The organism is Vibrio gazogenes (assembly GCF_023920225.1).
GTDB lineage: Bacteria > Pseudomonadota > Gammaproteobacteria > Enterobacterales > Vibrionaceae > Vibrio > Vibrio gazogenes.
Map to the genome: position 1 here is coordinate 791,515 of NZ_CP092587.1, position 23,856 is coordinate 815,370.

General features: G+C 47.7%; 20 protein-coding genes. 8 read left to right on the forward strand and 12 right to left on the reverse strand.

Annotated features, from left to right (window positions below):
• On the reverse strand, positions 1–3,132 hold the full coding sequence (locus MKS89_RS03670; protein WP_072962100.1) for a multidrug efflux RND transporter permease subunit: 3,132 nt from the start codon (positions 3,130–3,132) through the stop codon (positions 1–3).
• Between the two features lie 59 nt (positions 3,133–3,191).
• Positions 3,192–4,349, reverse strand: a complete 1,158-nt coding sequence (locus MKS89_RS03675) for an efflux RND transporter periplasmic adaptor subunit (protein ID WP_072962102.1) — start codon at positions 4,347–4,349, stop codon at positions 3,192–3,194.
• A 99-nt stretch (positions 4,350–4,448) separates the two neighbouring features.
• On the opposite strand from MKS89_RS03675, the gene MKS89_RS03680 reads away from it, so the two are divergent.
• Both MKS89_RS03680 and MKS89_RS03685 read left to right on the forward strand, forming a co-directional pair.
• Complete coding sequence (locus tag MKS89_RS03680; RefSeq protein WP_072962105.1) at positions 4,449–5,219, forward strand: response regulator; 771 nt, start codon at positions 4,449–4,451, stop codon at positions 5,217–5,219.
• Positions 5,216–6,295, forward strand: a complete 1,080-nt coding sequence (locus tag MKS89_RS03685; protein WP_072962107.1) for an ATP-binding protein — start codon at positions 5,216–5,218, stop codon at positions 6,293–6,295. Before MKS89_RS03680 ends, MKS89_RS03685 begins: the two co-directional genes overlap by 4 nt.
• Positions 6,296–6,463: 168 nt before the next feature.
• Here the strand turns inward: MKS89_RS03685 and MKS89_RS03690 are convergent, their stop codons facing one another.
• From MKS89_RS03690 to MKS89_RS03730, 9 genes are all read right to left on the reverse strand, one after another.
• The gene (locus MKS89_RS03690; RefSeq protein ID WP_072962110.1) at positions 6,464–8,020 is read right to left on the reverse strand and encodes an alanine/glycine:cation symporter family protein; all 1,557 of its coding nucleotides are present in this window, start codon (positions 8,018–8,020) and stop codon (positions 6,464–6,466) included.
• A gap of 469 nt (positions 8,021–8,489) precedes the next feature.
• Positions 8,490–10,016, reverse strand: a complete 1,527-nt coding sequence (gene dgt / locus MKS89_RS03695) for a dGTPase (RefSeq protein ID WP_072962112.1) — start codon at positions 10,014–10,016, stop codon at positions 8,490–8,492.
• Between the two features lie 113 nt (positions 10,017–10,129).
• Positions 10,130–10,555 (reverse strand): hypothetical protein, encoded by a 426-nt coding sequence (locus MKS89_RS03700; protein WP_072962268.1) that lies wholly within the window; start codon positions 10,553–10,555, stop codon positions 10,130–10,132.
• 214 nt (positions 10,556–10,769) lie between these two features.
• Complete coding sequence (locus MKS89_RS03705; RefSeq protein WP_072962114.1) at positions 10,770–11,669, reverse strand: L-ribulose-5-phosphate 3-epimerase; 900 nt, start codon at positions 11,667–11,669, stop codon at positions 10,770–10,772.
• 4 nt (positions 11,670–11,673) lie between these two features.
• A complete protein-coding gene (locus MKS89_RS03710) occupies positions 11,674–12,321 on the reverse strand; it encodes a 3-keto-L-gulonate-6-phosphate decarboxylase UlaD (protein WP_072962116.1) in 648 nt (215 codons plus the stop codon).
• 5 nt (positions 12,322–12,326) lie between these two features.
• Positions 12,327–13,148: a Cof-type HAD-IIB family hydrolase gene (locus MKS89_RS03715; RefSeq protein WP_072962119.1), complete on the reverse strand. Its 822-nt coding sequence runs from the start codon at positions 13,146–13,148 to the stop codon at positions 12,327–12,329.
• A gap of 6 nt (positions 13,149–13,154) precedes the next feature.
• On the reverse strand, positions 13,155–13,865 hold the full coding sequence (locus MKS89_RS03720; protein ID WP_072962122.1) for an L-ribulose-5-phosphate 4-epimerase: 711 nt from the start codon (positions 13,863–13,865) through the stop codon (positions 13,155–13,157).
• 9 nt (positions 13,866–13,874) lie between these two features.
• A complete protein-coding gene (locus MKS89_RS03725; protein WP_072962124.1) occupies positions 13,875–14,354 on the reverse strand; it encodes a PTS sugar transporter subunit IIA in 480 nt (159 codons plus the stop codon).
• Positions 14,355–14,494: 140 nt separating this feature from the next.
• A complete protein-coding gene (locus MKS89_RS03730) occupies positions 14,495–16,252 on the reverse strand; it encodes a PTS ascorbate-specific subunit IIBC (protein WP_072962127.1) in 1,758 nt (585 codons plus the stop codon).
• 367 nt (positions 16,253–16,619) lie between these two features.
• Here MKS89_RS03730 and ulaR point away from each other — a divergent pair, with 367 nt between their 5' ends.
• From ulaR to MKS89_RS03755, 5 genes are all read left to right on the forward strand, one after another.
• Positions 16,620–17,375, forward strand: a complete 756-nt coding sequence (ulaR, locus tag MKS89_RS03735; protein ID WP_072962130.1) for an HTH-type transcriptional regulator UlaR — start codon at positions 16,620–16,622, stop codon at positions 17,373–17,375.
• Between the two features lie 125 nt (positions 17,376–17,500).
• Positions 17,501–18,568: an L-ascorbate 6-phosphate lactonase gene (gene ulaG / locus MKS89_RS03740; protein ID WP_072962133.1), complete on the forward strand. Its 1,068-nt coding sequence runs from the start codon at positions 17,501–17,503 to the stop codon at positions 18,566–18,568.
• A gap of 574 nt (positions 18,569–19,142) precedes the next feature.
• Positions 19,143–19,616, forward strand: a complete 474-nt coding sequence (locus tag MKS89_RS03745) for a 2TM domain-containing protein (RefSeq protein WP_072962139.1) — start codon at positions 19,143–19,145, stop codon at positions 19,614–19,616.
• Positions 19,617–19,642: 26 nt separating this feature from the next.
• Complete coding sequence (locus MKS89_RS03750) at positions 19,643–19,948, forward strand: PTS fructose transporter subunit IIB (protein WP_072962142.1); 306 nt, start codon at positions 19,643–19,645, stop codon at positions 19,946–19,948.
• Positions 19,945–20,730 (forward strand): PTS sugar transporter subunit IIA, encoded by a 786-nt coding sequence (locus tag MKS89_RS03755; protein ID WP_072962145.1) that lies wholly within the window; start codon positions 19,945–19,947, stop codon positions 20,728–20,730. Before MKS89_RS03750 ends, MKS89_RS03755 begins: the two co-directional genes overlap by 4 nt.
• Before the next feature lie 6 nt (positions 20,731–20,736).
• On the opposite strand, the gene MKS89_RS03760 is transcribed toward MKS89_RS03755, so the two are convergent.
• Positions 20,737–21,585: an AraC family transcriptional regulator gene (locus MKS89_RS03760; RefSeq protein ID WP_072962148.1), complete on the reverse strand. Its 849-nt coding sequence runs from the start codon at positions 21,583–21,585 to the stop codon at positions 20,737–20,739.
• Positions 21,586–22,008: 423 nt separating this feature from the next.
• On the opposite strand from MKS89_RS03760, the gene MKS89_RS03765 reads away from it, so the two are divergent.
• Complete coding sequence (locus tag MKS89_RS03765) at positions 22,009–23,349, forward strand: DUF4398 domain-containing protein (protein WP_072962151.1); 1,341 nt, start codon at positions 22,009–22,011, stop codon at positions 23,347–23,349.
• Positions 23,350–23,856 lie beyond the last annotated feature (507 nt).

The window sequence follows — 23,856 nt, forward strand, 5'->3', positions numbered from 1 at the left end:
TTAACCTTTAGGCTGAGCTGAGGATTTTGAACTTGTTTTTCGCCAGTTGGAGAGTCGTTCTTGCAGGCGGGTCACCCAGACGAAGAATGTCGGCACAAAATAGATAGCAAGGACAGTCGCACTCACCATGCCGCCAAAGACGCCTGTTCCTATCGCATGTTGTGTCTCTTGGCTCGCGCCACTCGCCAGCATCAGCGGCACCACCCCCAGACCAAATGCCAGCGAGGTCATTAAGATCGGCCGTAAGCGCAATTGGGCGGCCTGCGTTGCCGACTCCATTAATCCGTGGCCTTGCTCGCGGAGTTGTTTGGCAAACTCAACAATCAGAATGGCATTCTTGGCCGACAAGCCAATCACCGTAATCAGGCCCACTTTAAAAAACACATCATTGGGCAGATCACGCAACATCACGGCCATCACCGCGCCCAGCAGACCTAATGGAACAACCAACATCACCGACAGCGGAATTGACCAGCTCTCGTAGAGGGCGGCCAGCACCAAGAAAATGACGAGCATGGACAGTGCCATCAGTTTCGGGGCTTGTGTGGCAGACTGACGCTCTTGCAACGATTGACCTGTCCAGGCAATGGTAAACCCCGCTGGCAGTTGTTGGGCAAGGCGCTCGACTTCTGCCATTGCTTCGCCACTGGCGTATCCTGATGCGGTATCACCCGAAATGAGTAAGGCGGGATACCCCTGAAAACGAATGAATTGCGGTGAGGTTTCACGCCAGCTCGGGGTGATGAACTCTGATAAAGCAACCATGCCGCCTTTGTTATTGCGCACATAAAGGTGCAGAACATCATCGATTTGCATCCGGGCTGAAGCATTGGCCTGCATGATCACTTGCTGCATGCGTCCCTCATTGGGGAAGTCGTTGATGTATAACGATCCTAAAGCCGTCGAGAGCGTGTCACTGATCGTCGGATATGAGACGCCCTGTGCCGCTGCTTTCTGGCGATCAATCTCTAAATGGATACTGGTGCCAGAGGGGAGACCGTCAGCGTAGATCTTGCCTAGCTGCGGGCTTTTTTCAGCCAGAGCAATCAGTTGCGCTTCAGCTTGCTTGAGCGCTTGCTCGCCGTGATGACCTCGATCTTGTAAGAAGAAACTGATGCCTGAATTGGTGCCGAGTTCTTCAATCGCGGGTGGCAGCGTATGGGTGACGGTGCCTTCCGGTACGTCAGCCATGGCTTTTTGAGCCAGAGCTAACTCTTGGCGGGTCGAGGTGTCATCGCGGGTTTCCCAATCTTGCAAGGTGGTAAAGATCTGTGCCGTATTGGTGCCTGAACCGGAAAAACCAAACCCGATGACTGCCATTGTGGATTTTACCGCCGGTCGGGAGAGAATATAGTCTTCAAACCGTTTGACGATCGCCAAGGTACGTTCAGCCGTGGCATCCGCAGGCAACTGAATGTTGGTCATGAAATATCCCTGATCTTCTTCGGGCAGAAACGAGGTGGGCAACTGACGAAATGTGACCACCAGTAGGGCGGTGAGCAGCACAAAGATGATCATCATCCGGCCCTGACGCTGAATGCAGCCTCGCACATGAATCGCATAGCGGTTGTTGAGGCGCGCAAAGTTGCGGTTGAAGCCCTGAAAAAATTTGCGTTTTTCGTGTGCGGCGCTGACTGGCTTGAGCAGTGTGGCGCATAAGGCAGGGGTGAGTGTCAGCGCCAGAAATGCAGAAAATAGGATCGAGACAGCCATGGAGAGGGTGAATTGTTGATAAATGACACCCACCGAATCACCGGCCAGCCCCATCGGAATAAAAACAGCGGTGAGCACTAACGTGATACCGATAATCGCACCCGTGATCTCTTTCATGGCAACCGATGTTGCAGCTTGTGGTGATAAGCCTTTTTCTGACATCAGGCGCTCGACATTTTCGACCACGACAATGGCATCATCAACAATGATACCGATGGCTAACACCATGCCGAACATAGTCAGGACGTTGATTGAAAAGCCAGTGATCAGCATGATGGTGAAGGTGCCCAACAGCGCAATCGGTGCGACGATCGCCGGGATGAACGTATAACGGATATTTTGCAGAAACAGGAACATCACGCAAAAGACCAAAAGCATCGCTTCAATTAACGTCTGGATCACTTTATTGATCGACACTTTGACAAATGGTGCGGTATTAAATGGGATTGAGTCACTCATACCGGTCGGCAGACTATGTCTGAGTTCCGCCAGTCGTTTTTGAACGGCTTCGGCTGTGCTGAGGGCATTCGCCCCCGGTCTCAGGAGTATTGCAGCAGCAGTCGCGTTTTTACCATTTTCCCGGTTTAAGAAACCATAGGATTGCGAGCCGATCTCCACGCGAGCCACATCACCTAAAATCACGCTGGCACCGTTGGTATTGGTGCGCAGAATGATATTGGCAAATTGCGCCGGTGTGGTGAGCTGACTTTGAACCGTTAATGGCACTGTCACGCGTTGCCCCGATACCGTGGGCGCAGCACCGACGCTACCGGGAGCGATTTGGGTATTTTGTTGGATAACCGCCTGACTGATATCGGTCATGGTCAACCCCCGTGCATTCAATTGGTCCGGGTCAACCCAGATACGCATCGCTTTCTCTGCACCGAAGGATTGCACCCGTCCGACGCCATCGATGCGACGTAACTCTTCCACCAGATTGCGCGACAGATAGTCGTTGAGGGCGATTTCATCGAAACGATTGTCATCTGATTTCAGGCCGACAATCATCAGGAAATTTGAGGTCGCCGATTCAACGCTTAAGCCATTCTGACGGACGGCTTGCGGCAGTCGCGACTCAATCATTTTGAGCTGATTTTGAATATCAACCTGAGCAATATTCGGATCGGTGCCGGGTTTGAACGTGGCTGTAATAGAGGCTGAGCCGGAGGTATCCGCAGATGACTCGAAATACATCAGGTTTTTGACGTTGGATAGTTCACTTTCGATCAGACTCAGAACGCCATCGTTCATCGCTTTGGGCGTGGCCCCCGGATACGTCGCGGTAATGCTGACGGTGGGTGGGGCAACGGACGGATAGCGGGAGATAGGCAGTTGAGGAATTGCCAGACAGCCGAATAAGATAATGAATAGTGCAATCACCCACGCAAACACTGGGCGTTGTATGAAAAACTGCGACATAAAAGGACACTCTCACCTAAAGCATGGATTGTGGATGTGTTGACTGTGACGATTGAAAGTTAAAGGGGCGGCGAGGCTTGCCATGGCCGCTGATGAACGGTGATACCGTCCTGTAGTCTTTCTTTGCCCTCAACCACAATATGGTCGCCCGCATTCAGCCCTGCTTTGACATGGTATTGCCCTTGCACCAACGCCCCGAGAGCGACGGGTTTCAGCGCGGCACGATCATGGGAATCAATGGTCCAAATATGAGGGACGCCGCCAATGTGGACGATTGCCTGCTGCGGGGCTGTCAACGCATTGGTATAACGCGAACGCAAAACGCGTGCTTTGACAAACATTCCCGGTAGTAATAAGCGTTGCTCGTTATCCACCAACACGCGCAATAAAACATCTCCGGTACTGGGATCAATATGGATCCCGGAAAATAGCAACTGACCTTGCAGCGGATAAGGCTGCCCGTTCGGATGTAAAATATTGATATTGGTTTGTGTCGCTGCGGCAGATTCAGCAGAACCGGTTGGGAGCGCCTGATTGATTGACTCAAGTGATGATGCCGGGCGGCGAACATCAACAAAAACTTGGTCAATCTGTTCAATGCGTGTCATCGGTGTGGTATCTGAGCGGCTGACAAGCGCTCCCTCGCTGACCAGTGTTTGATCGATACGCCCGGCGATCGGCGCGGTGACGCGGGTATAGTTTAAATCCAGTAAACGACGGGCAAGCGTGGCTTGAGCCTGAGCCACATCGGCGTTGGCCTGATCGCGTTGTAAAACGGCATCATCATATTCCTGACGGCTGATCGCATCAGCGTCGAGTAAAGGCTTTAAATAGGATGCTTTGTCCATCGCGCGCTTTAAAGTCGCCTGCGCTTTCTGTAGTGTCGCTCGGGCAGTATCGACATCGGCCTGAAAGGGCGCCGGATCAAGCTGAAATAAAGGATCCCCGGCCTTGACCTCGCGTCCTTGTTTGAAAAGACGATGTTGGACGATGCCACTGATCTGGGGACGGATCGCTGCGACACGAACCGCCGCGACTCTTGCCGGTAGGGTTTCAAAGATATCCAGTTGTGCAGGCTTCATCGTCATGGTTGACACGAAAGGTTCGGCTGCTTGAGATGCTGTTTCTTGATCGCTTTCGGACGGATGACAAGCCACTAAAAAGAGCAGTGCCAATATGTGTAAGTGGCAACGGACACATATATTTATCTTTTTCACTGAGGTATCCTCTTGGCAATCATTGATGCGTTAGCGCTGTAGAGGGATGCAGTCTACCGCCCCTATGTGGAGGTTCCGCCGAGTAAATGTGGAGATTTGATGGAGATGGATGATTTACGCGTTGGTGCGCAAAAATTGAGCGCTGATTCAGAGCAAGGCGCAGGCACAAACCGTCAAGTGCTGGTGCTGATTGCCGAAGATGAGCCAGAAATTGCCGATATACTGAGTGCTTATTTAGCACGGAGCGGAATGCGTACGGTACATGCCACTGACGGGGTAGAAACGCTTGCGCTGCATTCATCGATGAAACCCGATCTCATCTTGCTCGATATTCAAATGCCGAAAATGGACGGATGGAAAGTCTTGGCTGAACTGCGTCAGCACAGTCAGACCCCCGTCATCATGTTGACCGCAATGGATCAGGATGTCGATAAGCTGGTGGCACTGAGAATAGGGGCCGATGATTATGTGATTAAACCGTTCAATCCGGCAGAAGTCGTGGCGCGGGTTGAAGCCGTACTACGCCGAACCATGGACAGCCGCCAGCATCATACGCAGCGTATCCTGCGTGTTGATCCCTTCGAAGTTGACTTAGACAGCCATGAAATCTCAATCCATCAGGACGGACAGCGCACTTTACTCTCTTTAACGTTGACTGAATTTAAGCTACTGACTCACTTTATTCGCTCACCGAAGCGGGTATTCAGCCGTGGGGAGTTATTAAATACGTGCCTACCGGAGGGCGACACACTGGAACGCACGGTTGACAGCCACATCAGCAAGATCCGCAAAAAACTCGAAGTGGTCGGCATTCACGGCATTCCTGCCGGGGTTCGTGGTGTCGGGTATCGATTCAGGGGCGAATCATGAAATTAGCAGGGCTGAGCCGGCAGGTTGCATTATCGATGATGAAAATTGCGATGGGATCAGCATTACTGGTGATTTTCGGTTCCTTTGTGTTTTATTACCTGTGGGAAAAGTATTGGCCGGATGAGATCCCCAACGATAATAATATGGCACCCTCCGTGCCGGAGTGGATTTGGATTATCTGTACCTTTGTTTTTGTGATTTGGTTTGCTGTTCATGTGGCAATCAAGTTATCCCGACGGATTTTAGAACCTTTAAATTCGGTTGCTGAAGGCATACGAACCATTGCCAAAGGTGATCTGGATGTGCGGGTATCCGTCGGGGATCGTTCGTTAGGTGAAGCCGCGCTGCTGGCTGAAGATTTCAATCGTTTAGCCGAAAAATTACAACACATGTCTGAAGCGCAAAATTTTTGGAATGCCGCCATTGCCCATGAATTAAGAACTCCGGTCACCATATTACGCGGGCGGTTACAGGGGTTAGCCGAGGGGATTTTCACTCCTGACAAAGCACAGTTTCACAAATTATTAGCCCAAGTTGAAGGGTTATCTCACTTAATTGAAGACTTACGGGTCGTGAGCTTAATGAACAGTGGCGAACTGAATATCAATCTCGAAGCGGTGCACCTCTTTGCGGAAATCAAGTCGGTGACCGATATGGCGGAGAATATGCTTCAGGCGGCAGGGCAGTCGGTCCAACTGGCATTACACGCTGAGTTGGTGTGGTGTGATTCGGTACGGATTCGACAAGCGCTGCTGGCAATACTCGATAATACCAGCAAATATGCCGTTCCGGGGACGGTTACCATTCGCTCAAGGGAACAAGACGGGATGTACTTTTTGAGCGTTGCCGATCAAGGCCCCGGCATCGCGCCGGAATTATTGCCCAATGTGTTTACAGCATTCCACCGGGCAAAAGATGCATCCCAGCGAGGGAGCGGGCTCGGCTTGGCCGTCGTCGCTGCGATTGTTCATGCGCATCAAGGTGAAGTGACCTGCTTTCTGAATGATGTCGGCGGAACCACCATTGAGTTATGCTGGCCGTCATCCATATCATCATCAGGCGATTGTCTTCATTAATAACGGTTCTCTCATTAATAACAGCTCCCTCGTAAATAACTGTTCTCGTTCATAGTGCTTCGGCTATTGAGATCGACCTTCACCGTGATGAATCGAATCAAATGAATCGAATCAAAAAAGGGAGCCATTTATGGCTCCCTCTGCTTATTTTATCTTGATGATCAATGACTATGACTCAGCCGGTCTCTCTGAAAGTGGCAGAATGTCATGGTCAGAGGTGGCGGTCGGTTTTTGTCCCGTTTTACGTTCATAGCGACGCTCCCAGTAATCTGCGCCTTTGATTCCGAGTTTCACCGGGTTGAACGTATATTGTTTGACGCCTCGCTTCTGTTGTTCTTCATAATCGCTCAAGGCGGACATGGCCGGTTTATTGAGGAAGAAGATAATCAGAATCCCGATGATATTGAGCCAAGCCATCAGGCCAACCCCGATATCCCCCATCGCCCAGGCGAGATTGGCGGCTTTCACTGTACCGTAGAATGTTGCACTGAGCAGGACAATTTTCAGTAAGAAAGTCAGCGTCCCGGAACCAAAACGACGGCAAATGTAGGCGACGTTGGTTTCTGCAATATAGTAGTAGGCCAAAATCGTGGTAAATGCGAAGAAGAACAGCGCAATGGCAACAAAGGTTTTGCCGACGCCCGGGATCGCTTTTTCAATGGCTATCTGAGTAAATGCCGGGCTGTTTGCTGCCACATCGGCTGCCAAATGTTGTACGAGGAATGTCCCTTCGGCCGCTCCGTGAACGTTGTAAGCACCCGTGATCAGAATCATGAAGGCGGTTGCAGAACAGACCAACAGCGTATCAATGTAGATCGAGAAGGACTGAACCAGACCTTGCTGAGCCGGATGTTGTACATGCGCAGCGGCTGCTGCGTGAGGCCCGGTCCCTTGACCGGCTTCGTTCGAGTATACCCCGCGTTTGACACCCCAGCCGATAGCCGCTCCCACGCCTGCCATTGGTGTAAATGCATCACCGATAATCAGGCTGAAGACATGTGGTACTTGGCTGATGTTGAGCAGGATAATCACGAAAGCGGTAATAATATACGCAAGTGCCATAAAAGGGACGATAATCTGGGTGAAACTGGCAATACGTTTAACGCCTCCGAAAATGATGAAAGCCATCAGAATGGAAACGATCGTCCCGGTCAGGATTTTCGCCATACTGAATGTGCCGATTGCGGTCTCGACCATCTCACCGCTGCCGAAAGCCGATTCGATTGCGTTGCCGATACTGTTTGACTGAACCCCCGGTAACAGCACACCGCAGGCGATGATGGTCGCGATTGCAAAAATCATCGCATACCACTTTTGTCCCATCGCTTTTTCAATGTAGTAAGCCGGACCACCACGGAACTCACCATCATCTTCTTCTTTATAAATTTGAGCCAGTGTTGACTCTGCATAAGCGGTCGCAGCACCGAGGAAAGCGACGACCCACATCCAGAACACGGCTCCCGGGCCACCAAAACCGATTGCGGCTGCAACACCGGCAATGTTCCCGGTGCCGACTCGTCCGGAAAGAGACACGGCCAAAGCTTGGAACGAAGAAATCCCCTTCGTTGACGTTTTTGCCGAGAAGAGTAATCGGCACATTTCTGCAAAGTGCCGGACCTGAACAAAGCGTGTCAGGATTGAATAGAAGAGCCCGGCGCCGAGACACAGATAAATCAGTGCCGGGCTCCAGATTATCCCATTCAAAAAATCAACAAGTGACTGCATAGTTATTTTCCTGTATTTGAGTGTTGTTGTATGTCATTGAGGCGGTGTTGTGTTTGCAATATTTTCATCTCAATGTAAATTAAATGTTAATATATGTGACTTTTCAATGCTATCTATTTTTAATTTGATGTTAAATTTTGATTTGTGCCAAATGTTAGGGTGTATATTCTGGTTTTAAGTGAGGTTATGGGTGAATAATGTTAATTATATGTTTATTTATAGAATAATAAAAAGGTGATGGTTTTTGGGCTTTTAAGCAAGATGTGACTTGTGAATCGAATGAGATTGATATTTTATTCTGCACCTAGCCGGTATAAAGGTTAGAACTCGGTGAGATAGTTAAAGTTTAAACACTTTTTAGGTGTCAGGCGGTTTCCGAACTGGTCATGAGCGCGGCGCATTATGTTGGTTAAAAATGCTACAAAGCAGGTCAATCGCCCGATAGACCTGCTTTGTGATGAACCGTGATTTACAAGCTATCAATCACACTCAATGAGCGGAATTCATCAAAGGCAAATTGGTCGGTCATACCACTGATGTAGTCCTGAATCAGCCGCACCCGAAAATAATATTCCCAGCTACTTTCATCCAGCGAGTATCCACCGGGGAAGTGTCCGGCTTGAATGGCTTTCATCGCATTTTCGTAAGCGCGCAGATGTTTGTTCGGTAGCTTTTTATATAAGCGGGCCGGGAGAAGCGGTTTGGTCTCACCGTCGACAATCGCTTCAAACTGGGCTCTGCTCAGTTCCAGTAGCGGCTTATAGAAGTCGAGCAGGCCCGTGATGATTTGATAACCTTGCAGCTCGCGGGCTTCAACTTCTTTATCACAGAACGCATGTTTTTTGGCGACGTTTTTCAGGGTTTCGACCAGCACATGTTCGGTGCTGTCATCTTCAATCAGTGCCCGGTCAAGATGACCGTGATAAATGGCCTCGATATTGTAGATAAACTGTCTGGCTGCATGTTTCGGCAGACGTTTGCTGATTTCGACTCTTAAGGTAATAAAAAAGTGACTCACCGCGCAGTTATTGGCGCGCTCGGCACTGCCGAGTGCGGTCTGAACAATGGTATCCATCATATCATGAGCTGCATTCGGATAGTCCGTTTGCCGTAGACGTTGATACTCGGCTTTCAGGGCATCACTGGTCTGTTTGATATCAATGATGCCTTTTTCAACCGCATCCTCAATATCTGCAACCCCATATGAAATATCATCAGCCGCTTCCATAATATAAGAGAAGGGAGAGCGGCTGCCTTGTTCCATCGAAAGAGAGCGGTAGAGTTTATCGATAAAGAGCGCTTCACTCAGATAGTAACCGACCTTCTTCTTCAGATATTGCAGCTCACCGGCAGCAAACTGGTGGCCTTTGGCTTGCAATGCCTTCGGGCTCAGTTCATCGCCACGCCGGGTATATTTGAGGATCGCTGAAATCTGTGTGTAGGTCAGGTTGAGACTGAGAATCGAATGCACCAACCGAACCGCCTGCGCATTGCCTTCAAATTCGGTGAGATCTTTCTGCAATGGCTCAGGAAGCGGAATGGTTGCTGCTTTTAACGGAATATAGTGATGGAACCAGTCATTGATTGCTTGTTCACCGAAGTGACCAAAAGGCGGGTTACCGACATCATGCATCAGGCACGCCATTTCAACGATCGATTCAAAGTGACGTTCCAGCGATTCAAGCCCGTAGTGTTCAGCATCAGACCCCAGCATCTTATAAATCTGCTGCACGATATGGCGCCCGACTTGCTGCACTTCCATCGAATGTGTCAGACGACTACGGACGGAGGAGTTTCGTTCCAGCGGGAAAACCTGCGTTTTTTGTTGCAGGCGGCGAATTGCCGCAGAATTGATGATCCGGCCGCGATCACTTTCAAAGCAGGATAACGACGGGATTTTCCCATTGTGGTTATATGGAATGATACTTTCTTCTTTGCCGTTACTTTGGTCATAAGGGCGGTTGAATCTGAATCTGGCTCTGAAATCGATCGACATAACTGACTCGTTCCATCTGTGTCACACGGGTGTTTGCTATTTAAAACAATTTTTTAACCGATGAAAACAGATTCTTATGATTATCGTGACTGATTCGCGTTTGACCACGTTGTTTATGACTGAGTTTGAATAAATTTACTGTAGGAACTGAGCTGTCCGTTAATATACTCGATACCACAGTGAATATTCTGTTCCGCACAACCGACCACTTGATACTCGATAATAAACTCACCACTGATCACTTTGATAAATAAGAAACCATCAACCACTTTCCACAAGCCGCGCAGCGTTTTGTTACTGAATAAGTCCTGTTCGGTCAATGCGCCGTTCGGCAACAACAATAGGCTTGAGGACGATCCATCAACGTTGACTTTGACCCACGGCTGATGGTGGACCTCATAAGCGAGAATTTTGCGGCGTTTTTTGAGCCAGTGTTTGAGTTCCTGCGCTTGTGAAGGGGATAAGATGGGTAAGTCTTCCATATCAAGCAGTGCGTGATACTTCTCATACCAGAAGAGTTGTAGGTGGAGTAATTTCATCAAATTGCGAGCGAGATCAGCGTTATATGCACAAGTATTCACCTTGCGATAACCGAGGAAAGAAGTCAATTTTTCCGGTTAAACTTTTTTGCTCATCCAGCTTTCGGTGACGTTGAGTAATCGGTGACATTGAACAATAAGAAACGGGCAGACACCAATGCGTCTGCCCGAACAGGTTACCCGATCATTTTACCCTCGCTCATGGGTGGTAATTTTAATGCACGGCAGTCGTGGATTCCGGAAATAACGGTGGCAGGTGGGCCACGCTACAGGCTTGGTTAAGACGTTGCTGTGCTGTGTGAATATTGTCTTGCCAGTGGTCATCTTGAGCCCACATTTCGAGCACCAACGGCACGACACAGTCGAGCTGTTTGAGGGTGCTGAATACCGCTGAAAAATCTACGTCACCGTCCCCGATCACCAGATCGCGGAACTGCCCCGGATACCCCGGTTTGACCGGATGCGTATCTTTCAGATGAATCTGCGTGATATGCGGTAAGCTCAGTGCGAGTTCCGTGCAGACATCGTAATTCCAGCCACTGATGTTACCGACGTCGGGATAAGCGGTGAAATAGGGAGAGTGAACCGCACGGTTCAGCACTTCAAATTTACTCAACGCATTGAGATACGGCGTATCCATAATTTCTACCGCTAACATGACACCGGCACGTTCTGCCAGTTTTGCTGCACGTTTCATCCCGGCAACAAAATAGGCATGCGTTTGGGCACTGTTGGGTTCGTAATAAACATCATACCCCGCTAACTGAATCACCCGGATGCCCAGTTTATAAGCCAGCGTGATGGCTTTTTCCAGATGCAGGTCTGCTTGTTGACGAATTTCGGGATCCATCGAACCGAATGGGAATTTTCGGTGAGCACTCAGGCACATCGAATGAAGCGGCACCTGAAGTTGCTCACACAAATGACGTAGGCCATAAATGGTCTCGTTATCCCAGTCGAGCCGACTGCGCCGTTCATCCGATTCATCAATCGAGATTTCAAGAAAGTCGAATCCTAATGCTCGCGTCGTTGTGAGTTTCTCTTCCCATGTCATGTCGCTTGGCAGGGCTTTCTCATACAGGCCGGTCCGGTGACGTTGTACATGTTGGTACATCAGACTACCCCCAAAAGCGTGCGATCTGCTCTTTCAGCGCGGCCGCCGTTTCACGGCCTTCCTCACCGGCGAGCGCTCTGCCGGCAATGAATGTTTTGGCTTTGATGCCTTCAAACAGATAGAGATCTTCCGGTACGATGCCGCCGGTAATCGAGAGTTCCAGGCCTAAATCTGACAGTTGGCGCATCTTATCCAGATCGCCCGGTGTCCAGCCGATACCGGCCAGCTCTGCATCACGCGAGCGGTGGTAAATCGCCTGAGTGATCCCTAAATCGACCCATGATTTGGCGTCAGCCATGGTCCAGTTACCATAAATTTCAATCTGAATTTCACCGTTGAACTCATCGGCAACCTGTTTACAGGCAGCGATGGTTGCGATGTGAGCCGCAGCGGAAACGGTGATCCAGTTTGCACCGGCCTCAAATGCCATGCGTGCCAGAATCGCACCGCCATCCGTCGTTTTCATATCACAGACCAGCAAATGCTCCGGATGATTGTGACGCAGGGTTCTGACGGCATTCATGCCTTCGGCAAAAGCCAGAATAGTACCAACCTCAATCACATCGACAAAACTTTCGACACGGCGTGCCACTTCAATGGCAGAGGTCAGGTTGGTTTGGTCTAAAGCGATTTGAATCATGGGTAGGGTCATGAGATTTATCCTTGAATTTTCTGTCGTATGAGATGGGCAAGGCCATCACTATTGTTATCGGTTTGACAGATCTGTTTCGCGTGAGATTTGACGGCGTCGTCAGCATTCGCCATTGCGATACCCAAGCCGGCATAAGTCAGCATTGAAATGTCATTGTGGTTATCACCGATGGCAATGACGTGATTGGCGTCATACCCCAGTGCGGCGACATATTCGGCCAGTCGCTTGCCTTTGCTGTTCCCTTTGGCGGCAAAATCGATACGATTTGACCAAGAGAATTCACCGTTGAATGTCTCTTTCACCCAAGGGTGTTCTGCAAGACGCTCGACGGAGCTTGGCAGGCCTTCGACAACGAATTTCCACACGTGATCTGCCTGTTCTACTAATTGGTGAAATGAATCAACCCGATGAATCTGAGGACGAATGGATTCAGGGTATTGGTTGGCCCATTTTTCGAGTGCTTCCATATAAACAATCGGATTCTGTTTGCCGTAGTTCATCGTATCGGTGACGTACAGGACCATTTTCATTTGGTATTGTGTGGCGAGATCGATGAACTTGCGCGCATCGTCTTTGGCAATCGCATCGTATTGCAAGACGGCGTCATTCTGATAGTCATAGACATACGTTCCGTTGCAGCAAATGATCGGTGTATTGAGCCCCAATTCCAGATAATAGGGTCTTGCTGCGGTATGATGACGACCGGTGACAATCACGACATGGCACTGTTGTTGTGCTGCGTGAATCGCCTGTTTCACTTCAGGGTGAATGGTATGGTCGTCCGTGAGTACGGTTCCGTCTAAGTCTAATGCAAGCACTTTATACATGTAAGATTACCTTTGTCCGTAGTAAGCATTTACGCCGTGTTTACGCAGGTAATGTTTGTCGGAAAGTTCCTGTTGGATGTTGATTTCCTGATTCAGGAATCGTGTTGCAATCGCCATCGCAGCAACTTCTTCTAACACGACCGCGTGATGTACGGCGTCGTTTGCATCGGCCCCCCATGAAAATGGTGCGTGTCCTGCGACAATCACACTGGGGACAGACATCGGTTCAATATGGCGCATGTGAAACGTTTCGACAATCACCAATCCGGTATTCTTTTCGTAACGATTGATGACTTCGTCACCGGATAACCGGCGTGTGCAGGGGATGTCCCCGTAAAAATAATCGGCATGCGTGGTGCCGAGTGCCGGAATATCCCGCTCAGCCTGCGCCCAGATCGTTGCATGACGAGAATGGGTATGAACAATCCCGCCAACTTGCTCAAATGCCTGATAAATTTCCAGATGAGTGGCAGTATCACTCGACGGATTCAGCGTACCTTCGAGCTGATTGCCGGCCAGATCGACAATCACAATGTCATCGACGGTCATGGTCTCATATGCCACACCGGATGGCTTGATCGCGACCACACCGGCAGCGCGGTCAATTTGCGAGACATTGCCCCAGGTAAAGGTGACCAGCCCATAACGCGGGAGTTGCAGATTGGCATCCAGCACTTGCTGTTTTAAGGATTGAAATGAATGGCCGTGTCCTGACATGTTGACTCCTTAAACCGTCGTTTCCGCCAGCGCTGCATCAATCACTTGCAGTACATCTTCGTTACAACGACAACGGCGGAGTTTATCGAGATCAACTCCCGTTTCACTCTCGTCATCATCCAACACCTGAGTGACTTCCATCAGGCCTTCCATGTGTTCATTCGAGCTGCTGCCGGCCAGTGTGATCAACACATCAACCGGTTCATCTTCTCCGACAAAGTAGACCGGTGTTTCCAGCGTCACTAACGCAAACGCTGTTCGCACGACACCATTTTCTGGTCGGGCATGCGGCATCGCTAACTGAGGGGCAATCACAATGTAAGGGCCCAGTGTTTCGACACTGCTGATGATGGCATCGTGATAAGAGGGCAGAATTGCCCCCGATGCAATCAGGAGGTCGGTGCCGATTTTGATCGCTTCACGCCAGTCCGAGGCGGATGCTTGTAATCGAATTGAGTTATTCTCAATCAGTGACTGTTTCAGTCCCATAATCTTCTCCGCGAGGGGCCATCCTTTGACGACGTAAGACGCCGAGGGACAGGCCCATAGTGGTGGTTCAATCGTGATATTTGATGGTGAAAAAAAGTAAATCAGGCGAAGCGTGCCGGTTGTCCTTCCGGCCTACGCTATCAGTGCCCCACAAAGTTTTTATTGATGATATCCAGCAGCTCATCCCCGAAAGAGTTCGGATTCAGCATGTTCTGTACGCCAAGGACGAACTTGCCTTCTCCCGGATCCATTTCAGCGGAAAGGTGTCTCGATGACACAATAATATCGGTGGTTGCCAGCTTGGATTTGTAGTCAGACACTGCACAGGAGTCCATCACATGCGGAATGCCTTTTTTCTCCAGATATTTACCGATCTTCATTTTCATCATCATGGAAGAGCCCTGACCATTACCACACACCGCGAGAATACTGACCGGGCGCTGTCCGTCGTGGGTTTTCAGCGCTTGTTCTACCGCTTCGAGGACTTCAGGTTCTTCGCTGATTTCAACCGTGCCCTGAGCATCTTCTTCTGCACGCAGACGTTTTGATGCGAAGAACATATAAATGACTGCCAGTCCGATCAGCGCAAAGAAGAACAGTTTCGACATCGAGAGCCCTTGCATAATCGGTGGGAAAACCAAGGCCCAGTCAGCCATTCCCATCCAGCCATTGAATGCCACACCGTGTTGGCTGAATAAGTGAATTGCCCATGCAGAACCAACCACCTCAATGATGCCCATCACAAAGCAGATCTTCATCACGGCACGCCAGCCACCGAAATGGTTCGCAAACACACCAATCGTGGCGTTGGAGAAGAACATTGGAATAAAGCCGGGAATAATCATGATTGGAGCATTGAAAGCGAGCATCGCTAACACCGCAGTAAACTGCCCGATGGCCCCCCACATAAACCCAAACACCATGGCATTGGGAGAAAAGGCATAGATAGCCGCACAGTCGATGGCAAGTACCGCATTCGGAATCACACGTTCAGAAATCCCTTTGAAAGCCTCGGATAGTTCGGCAACGAACATCCGCACCCCGGCGACAATCACCTGAATGGCAACCGCGAATTTCAAACCGGTTTCAAGAATGTAAATCGTCCAGTGGGTTTTCCCGGCCATCGCCTGAAGGTTATCAAGACCGAAAGAGAGCAGGATAATGCCGAAGAACACCGTCATGACAATCGCGGTCGCGGCAATACTGTCGTGGAAAATGTGGAGCCAGCCGGGGAGCTTCAGATGATCAACACTGTCATTTTTATCCCCGAGTTTGTGGGCAACTTTGGTGGCAATCCAAGAGGCGACTTGCTGTTGGTGACCAATGGAGAATCCGGCCCCCCCGGTTACCGCTTCGGTTGGTTTAAACATGATGTTTGACGAAATGCCCCAGTACAGCGCCATCAACACCGCTGAACAGATGATGGTTTCCCACATACCGGCACCCGTGATCAGGTAGAATACTGCGATCAGACCGGCTTGCTGGAACATAATGTGCCCGGTCAGCATGATGGTCCGAATCCCGGTATAACGGCGAAATAGCACCAACACAATATTAATTGCCAGTGCCAGCAATACCGCATAGCCGACCCATGAATACCGATCGCCCATGGTCTCCATTGTGGCCATCATCGCTGTATATGGATCAATCACCGAACCTGTCAGTCCGTGGTATTCCGAGAGTTTCGCGATCACGGGCTTAAAGCCTGCGACCAGTGTACCTGCACCGACCTGAACCAGCATAAAACCAACGATGGTTTTAATTGATCCTTTCAAAATGGTCGTTGCATCTCTTTTTAGCAGCCAGTAACCGATGAGAGTGACCAAACCGAGGAGTAACGGGGCTTTGGTCATCACTTGGCTGTAAAATATATAGAAGATGTTATACAAGAACTCCATATCTTTACCCCTAGATATATTTGTATTTGTTGTTGGATGTAGGTCAGAGTGATTCCGTCATGTGATATGCAGGAATCGATTTGTTTTGCTCACGGAATAGACTTTAAAAAATCATTTATAATCATTCAATGATTGTTTTTGATTGAATTGATTTATATCAATTTAATGTGGGATCAAGTGTCACAAATGCTACGCTGATCACTTGATATGATTAATATTCATTTAAAAACAATATCTTAAGTTTTATAGTCGTTTGGCATTTAATTTTTCATCCGAATTATTTGACATCAAAGGGGATGATTAATAGAATCAAAACAAATCAAATGTAATCACAAGTAATCACATCGTGATGAATAGGATGATGCTTATGAATGAAGTCCAGAGACATCATGGCATTTTGTCTTTGTTAGAAGAGAAACAATCGATCAATGTGTCTCATATTATCGATGCCTTTCACGTTTCTCCGGCAACTGCCCGACGCGATATCTCAAAACTTGATGAACTCGGAAAACTGAAGAAAGTTCGCAACGGGGCAGAACGAATTGTTGGCAAAAAGAGAAGATGGACACCGCTGAATATCGATAGTACCGAGCACTATCGGGAGAAGTCTCTCATTGCAATGCGCGCGGCTGAACTCTGCCAACCGGGAGATAGTGTCGTGATTAACTGTGGTTCGACGGCATTTATGCTGGGGCAACAGTTATGCGGGCAGGATGTTCAAATCGTAACCAATTATTTTCCGCTGGCGAGCTATCTAATCAACGAGGATCACGAAGATGTCATCATTATCGGTGGTCAATACAATAAAGCGCAGAATATTTTTCTCAATCCGGCACCGGATGCATTGGGCGGTTATGCCGGGCATTGGATGTTTACCAGTGGTAAAGGTCTGACGGAAAGCGGATTGTATAAAGCGGATATGTTAACCGCCGTTGCAGAGCAGCAGATGTTGGAACAGATCGACAAGCTGGTTGTAGTGGTTGACAGCTCCAAAGTCGGTCAGCGAACGGGCATGCTATTTTGTCCGACCAGCAAAATCGATATGGTGATTACCGGTAAAGATGCACCGTCAAAGGTTGTGAGTGCATTAGAGGCGCAGGGGATACAGGTCATGCTGGTCTAGTCGCTAACGCGCTGAATCGATCACCGCTCTGAACGAATCATATTTGCAGGTGCTTGGACTTCGGTCCAAGCGCACGGCTCCCTACATGCAAAATTTACAATAAATCAGAAATAAAAGGTGTTGTTATGAGCAAGGTAAACGAAATTACACGCGAATCGTGGATCCTCAATACGTTCCCTGAATGGGGAACCTGGCTCAATGAAGAAATTGAGCAAACCGTGGTTGAACCGAATACGTTTTCAATGTGGTGGTTGGGATGTACCGGCATCTGGCTGAAAACTGAAGGGAATACCAATCTGTCGATTGATTTCTGGTGTGGCACCGGGAAACGCACCCAAAAAAATGCGCTGATGAAAAACCAACATCAGATGATGCGGATGGGTGGGGTTCGTGAACTTCAGCCAAATCTGAGAACTTCACCGTTTGTGATGGATCCCTTTGCCATCAAAGAGATTGATGCCGTGCTGGCTTCTCATGATCATGCCGATCATATTGATGTGAACGTTGCCGCTGCCGTGCTGAAAAACTGTGGTGAACATGTGAAATTCATTGGCCCACAAGCTTGTGTCAATTTATGGACCAGTTGGGGCGTCCCGCAGGAGCGCTGCATTGTTGCCAAAGTCGGGGATTGTATTGAGATTGGTGATGTGAGCATCAAAGTGCTGGATTCTTTTGACCGGACGGCGCTGGTGACTTTGCCGGAAGGTGTCTCATCTTATGATAAAGCCATTCTCGATGGCATGGATGAGCGTGCGGTGAATTACTTGATCGAAACAACCGGTGGTACGGTCTATCACTCCGGCGATTCGCACTACTCAAACTATTACGCCAAACATGGTAATCAATACCAGATCGACGTTGCTTTGCTCTCGTATGGTGAAAACCCACGCGGTGTCACCGATAAAATGACCGCTTCCGATATTTTGCGGGCTGGTGAAGCGCTGGATTGTCAGGTCGTGGTGCCATTTCATCATGATATCTGGGCCAACTTCCAAAATGATCCCCGCGAAATCGAAGTTTTATGGCAGATGAAAAAAGAGCGTCTGCAATACGGTTTTGCACCATTCTTCTGGCAGGTCGGCGGAAAATATACTTACCCGACGGATAAAGGCCGAATGCATTACCAGCACTTCCGGGGCTTCCGCGATATTTTCACCGATGAACCGGAGCTGCCTTATAAGGCATTTTTGTAAGTCATCCGATTCAATCTTGCCGCCCTGTGATGGGCGGTTTTTACAATGCGATAAAAAATATTATTACAGGGGGAGTTGAGGGGGGCTTCATGATACTAAGTTCCCCATGCTACTTGGTTTTATTACTGTTTGGCCGATAGGTGCACCACAAAAAACACCTCCTTTATTTATTATTTTATTCCATGGTCATAGCCTGATCTTTCATCCTATCTCATTGGATTCGCTCATCCTCTTCGGACGTTCAGAGGCAGTCAGTGAGTATCTACTTGTGCCATTTTTATCTGTCGACATTCTCCGTAGATGTGAACATCTTAGACACAATAAAGCTATCGAATTAGTCGGTGTTATCCATATTCAGTCGCTGAAAAAAGTAACCGAAAAAATGACGATAGCGACAGCATCGGATATGTCGCTATGCTAGGCTAATATGATTGATAAGATTGATGATAAAACTTAGTGCTACACTTAACTGACTGATTTTTAATGATTGTCGTATTTTTGTCAGGTTGGTGACGTACTTGCTTTCGCGATGATATGCCAGTATTACGGTGATGATTTACACAGAGAGAACAAAATGAATATTCGAAAACGACGTTTGCAGAAAGGGTGGTCGCAGGAGCAGTTGGCACAGTTGAGCGGGCTCAATATCCGGACTGTTCAGCGGATTGAGCGCGGTCAGAAACCGAGTCTCGAATCCCTTAATGCACTGGCGGCTGTTTTTGAAATCGACCTCTCTGAACTACAAGGAGAGCAAGAGATGAATAAAAACAACCAAACCAATCAAATCAGTGAAGAAGAACGTGCCATTAATTATGTCCGCGATATCAAGGGGTTCTATTCCCATGTCATCACATACACTCTGGTGATATCGCTGCTGTTTATCATCAACTTTGTGACCGACAGCAGCTATATCTGGGCTTGGTGGCCGATGCTGGGATGGGGAATCGGTTTGATTTCTCACGGGTTGAATGTGTTTGAAGTGTTCAATTTTTTTGGCCCGAAGTGGGAACGGAAACAGATTGAAAAACGTCTCGGACGGAAGCTGTAGTCAACGATAATCAGAAAGGACTTTTCATGAAGGTTGTAGCTGTCACCGCATGTCCGACCGGAATTGCCCATACCTATATGGCGGCCGAGCAGCTGCTTAAAGCTGCCGGTCACCGTGGTGTGTCAATCAAAGTTGAAACGCAAGGAGCAATGGGAATTGAAAATGAGCTGACTGTTGCGGATATTGTCTCAGCGGATATTCGCATCATTGTGTCTGATATCGAAATTGAAGAGAGATCCCGTTTTAAAGGATGTCAGGTCTTTCATTTCTCGATTGAAGAAGTTTTGATCAATGCTGAACAAGTTTTAGAAACTTGTCTGAGAAAAGTATGATCACCACCCGGATTACTTTTCTGCTCAAAGAAGAAGGGCTGCCGGGCTGGCAGGTCTGCGCTTTGAAGCAGCTTTGTGGCTATTTCCGTTCCATTTTTGTCTTTTACAATCTGAGCCGGGGAGCCCACACCCGGCTCAATCAGCCTCTCAATGTTTTGAGCCTGAGAAATCGTGCCGGACATCTGTGCCAGATTGCGATAGAAGGACTCGATGCCGAACTGGCTTGTATGGTGTTCACGGAATATTTCAATGAACAGGCCATTCTGCTCTCTACTTCACATCGTAAAAATGATGCCGCAGAGCAACTGTTTGCGACTCATCCGGCGTTTTCTCTGCCGTTTGTGTGTCGTTGGGACTATGAAGACCACTCCGGATTCACCGATAAGCATTCGGCATTGCATTATCTTGCCGAACGGATTGCTCCCGGAAAGCCTGAACAATTACTGGCACAACTCAATCAGCGGGAGAATATCTCAACCACGGCACTCCCGAATCGAGTCGCTTTGCCTCATGTGATGAGTGATGTGGTGGACACGCCGGTGCTGATGGTGATGCCATTGGCACAGCCACTGGACTGGCAGTCCGCGAGTTCACCCGTTTCATTCGTGCTTGCTCTGGTTCTGCCGCAGCCGTTGAACCGGGATATTGTGATCGCGATGACGCGATTGACCCGCTGGTTGATCGACGATCTCAATGCACAGCTTCTGCTGGATGCCAAACGAGAAGAAACACTCAAAGGGATTCTGCTCCATGTCATGGCTCACGATCATACAGAATACTGAAATTTTTTAATCAAAGCGTGTCCGGTACTCGGAAGGGGTCATACCGGTTTTCGTTTTAAACACTCGGCAAAAGTAATTCACATCCTGAAACCCGCACCGTTCGGCAACTTCGCTGAGGCGGAACTGATATTTTTTCAACATGAACTTCGCCCGATCAATTCTGACCCAGGCAATGTAGTCAGCCAGCGTCATGTGTCCCTGCTGATGAAACAAGCGGGAGAGGTGATTGGCAGACAGGCTGAACCGTGACGCGATGGAATCTCTGGTGATGGCCCGGTGAAAGTTTTCCTGAATATAGATACAAATCCCCTGATAGAGATCTTCACTACGGCTTCTGGCTGAAAGTTGTGGCTGACGGAGAATGCTTTGCGTGTAGGTCAGCAGTGCACAAAGCAGATGCTCATCCATCGGCGATTTTTGCGGCTCTCTGGCCAGAGCATTGAGGCTTTCCAGAATATTATCAATCGCATAGCCGGTTCGCATTTGCACGCTGTGTTTCTGGACATCATAAAAACCATCGGTCCCTTTGCGTTTAGCAACAAAGCTGAACCCAATCTGACGGCGGCCATACAGCAGGCTGATGACTGAACACTCATCTTCCCAGTCCGGTTTATTCCAGCAGTTGGGGGGGATATAAAGCGCATTCCCTGCCTGAATATGAACGACACTGATCCCGTGCAGTTCATCTTCAATCTGATTGCAGTAATTGCCTTTGAGGGCGATCTCCAGACGAGGAAAGTTCACCTGATAGCTGAATGGCGGTGGGGTGTGCTGATCGCCGGCAAACCAGATACGCTGACAGTTGTCCCGCTCATCAATAATGGCTTCAATCAGATGATGAAATACTTGGCTCATGATTTCCTACCGTTATTCATTGATGCAAAGTCGATGACAAGTCGTGCAGTGATCACCATCCATTATTCTGTTCCTGGGCCGTTGTGTGCTTTATTAATATAAATATTATTAATACACGGAATTTAAATGTCTCATACCGATACAGATCACATTTGAATCATGATGGGCTGCTTTACTTCTCTTTAATATTCAGACGGACATAACTTTCTCATTATAATCTTGCTGGTGATAGAAAATATAGTATTGACATTCTTAGTTTCATTACAGTGGAACCACATTTTTTGTCTGAAAGATTAAGAGATAAGTGTTGTTACTTATTGATTTTAGTGTTTTTTATTGTAGTTATTATTGGTTTTATTTATAATGATTTTTCTGTTTCAGAAGCCTCTTCCACGTAAGTGAAATTATATAATAGGATTAGAAATGAAAATACCTGTGACCATATTATGCTTTCTCTCTATGTTTAGTTTTTCAGTTGGTGCAGAAGAGCTTGGGAAAAATGACTTATCTTTAATGAGTCGGATTATTTGGGATTGTTCAACTCTTCCTACCCTGAAATTCCCTCGCCCTTATACGTCAAATGATAGAGAGATCAAATTATTTAAGGATAAGGAAAAAACGCTCTCGGATACGTTGAAAGAGTTAGAATCCAGCAACCCTGAAGCGTTGAAATCGACAAAAGTTTGGCAGAAGAAGCCATTTGTTGAGGAGCTATCCGAGTGTCAAAATCGAATTTTTTCAATAGAGAATGAAATATCAAAAGTACCACCCAAAGATGCATTTAAACTAATGGACAGTATTGCCAGACGTTGTACTAGTATGCCTAAGTTGGATTTTCCACGCCCTGACCCTTATGCTGATACAGCACTTGATTTATATAAACAGCGTAAACGTTGGTTTATGAAAGACTTGAAAGAGCTGAAAGAAATGAATCCTGATATGCTGAATTCTGAATATATTATCGGAGGTCAGCCATTCAATGAAACTTTGTCCCATTGTCAGAGTCTGATTGATGTCACAGAAAGTGAATTAGCAAAAATACCGAGTAGAGATGTTCAGCAAGCTGTAGATAAGGTTCTCTCAAATTGTGAGCTAGGAAAAAAATGGATTGATAATCCGACAAGATACAATACCAACTATAGCTATATATCCGATTTATTCTATTCGTATAAAGAGCAACTGGAAAAAATCAGGCAACAAAAAGTAGACATTCTATGGAAAACGGATGAACTGAATCAATGTGATGAAGTATTCTCATCAAAGTATGCCGATTTAAAAGCCGCAGAAGAGAAAAAACAGCATGATAGAATGGTTGCGGAACGTGCTGTACAAGCTGAAAGAGATGCAAAACAAGCTAAAATAGACGCAAAACGGGCAGAAGCTCAGGCAGAAGCTAACCGAAAAGAGCAGGCTATTCATGATGAAAAAGTAAGGAAAGCAAGAGCTCTAGGTTACAAAGATGTGTTGAAAGGTATGACTCCTTTGATGATCCGACTACGTAACGGCAATTTGTCAATTGACGATGCAGAATCATATCTTGTTGACTTGAAATATGATGATGTTTTCTATCTTGACAACATTGTTGATGATTATGTCATTTATTCGAATAACCGCACTACGGTGGCCTTGCCGAAATACGATGGACGCTTTTACGATATGGGTTCCCCACTACCTAGACGTGTTTATTCGATTGAGGGTATGGAAGAATTTGTTACTGTATTAGGTGATACTAGGCAGGTTCTGGTTTTAGAAGAATCTTTCTAACGAAATGTTTCTAATCAACGGAATTGGAACAAAATTCAATATCTGTTTTGCATTAGAATCGGACACTTTCTAACTTCTGCATCTTTCAATGACGTGGGGATTCCCCACTCACTTGAAGATGCAGATTTTAGTTATTCAAATCAAAAATTCAATGTGCTACACCATATAAAGGTTGATTAAGCCATTGCTTGTATATAAATGTGATTTTATATAAATGGAACGGTCTATTTCATGTCATCGTTGGGCTTAGATCACATTTAAATCATCATGATACAATCCTCCAGTAAATGCATTTTTGTTTCACTATCAACTGACAGAGACAGTCACCACAATATTCTGGTCACCACAATCTTCCTTATTTACGGGAACAAGCGTTACGGGGACACACCATATCTCGTTAACGCGACAGGAACCGTTACAGGGACAGACACCGTAAATGCCGCGTTTCTTATGGGGACAGACACCTTCTCTCCACAAATGAAGCGATGCAGACAGAATGAACGGGGA

Coding starts and splice junctions, on each gene's coding strand:
- MKS89_RS03720 (WP_072962122.1), bottom strand. CDS start 13,865: ATGTCAGGACACGGCCATTCATTTCAATCCTTAAAACAGCAAGTGCTG.
- MKS89_RS03750 (WP_072962142.1), top strand. CDS start 19,643: ATGAAGGTTGTAGCTGTCACCGCATGTCCGACCGGAATTGCCCATACC.
- MKS89_RS03700 (WP_072962268.1), bottom strand. CDS start 10,555: ATGAAATTACTCCACCTACAACTCTTCTGGTATGAGAAGTATCACGCA.
- MKS89_RS03685 (WP_072962107.1), top strand. CDS start 5,216: ATGAAATTAGCAGGGCTGAGCCGGCAGGTTGCATTATCGATGATGAAA.
- MKS89_RS03670 (WP_072962100.1), bottom strand. CDS start 3,132: ATGTCGCAGTTTTTCATACAACGCCCAGTGTTTGCGTGGGTGATTGCA.
- ulaG (WP_072962133.1), top strand. CDS start 17,501: ATGAGCAAGGTAAACGAAATTACACGCGAATCGTGGATCCTCAATACG.
- MKS89_RS03715 (WP_072962119.1), bottom strand. CDS start 13,148: ATGTATAAAGTGCTTGCATTAGACTTAGACGGAACCGTACTCACGGAC.
- MKS89_RS03730 (WP_072962127.1), bottom strand. CDS start 16,252: ATGGAGTTCTTGTATAACATCTTCTATATATTTTACAGCCAAGTGATG.
- MKS89_RS03745 (WP_072962139.1), top strand. CDS start 19,143: ATGAATATTCGAAAACGACGTTTGCAGAAAGGGTGGTCGCAGGAGCAG.
- MKS89_RS03725 (WP_072962124.1), bottom strand. CDS start 14,354: ATGGGACTGAAACAGTCACTGATTGAGAATAACTCAATTCGATTACAA.
- ulaR (WP_072962130.1), top strand. CDS start 16,620: ATGAATGAAGTCCAGAGACATCATGGCATTTTGTCTTTGTTAGAAGAG.
- dgt (WP_072962112.1), bottom strand. CDS start 10,016: ATGTCGATCGATTTCAGAGCCAGATTCAGATTCAACCGCCCTTATGAC.
- MKS89_RS03710 (WP_072962116.1), bottom strand. CDS start 12,321: ATGACCCTACCCATGATTCAAATCGCTTTAGACCAAACCAACCTGACC.
- MKS89_RS03680 (WP_072962105.1), top strand. CDS start 4,449: ATGGAGATGGATGATTTACGCGTTGGTGCGCAAAAATTGAGCGCTGAT.
- MKS89_RS03705 (WP_072962114.1), bottom strand. CDS start 11,669: ATGTACCAACATGTACAACGTCACCGGACCGGCCTGTATGAGAAAGCC.
- MKS89_RS03690 (WP_072962110.1), bottom strand. CDS start 8,020: ATGCAGTCACTTGTTGATTTTTTGAATGGGATAATCTGGAGCCCGGCA.
- MKS89_RS03755 (WP_072962145.1), top strand. CDS start 19,945: ATGATCACCACCCGGATTACTTTTCTGCTCAAAGAAGAAGGGCTGCCG.
- MKS89_RS03765 (WP_072962151.1), top strand. CDS start 22,009: ATGAAAATACCTGTGACCATATTATGCTTTCTCTCTATGTTTAGTTTT.
- MKS89_RS03760 (WP_072962148.1), bottom strand. CDS start 21,585: ATGAGCCAAGTATTTCATCATCTGATTGAAGCCATTATTGATGAGCGG.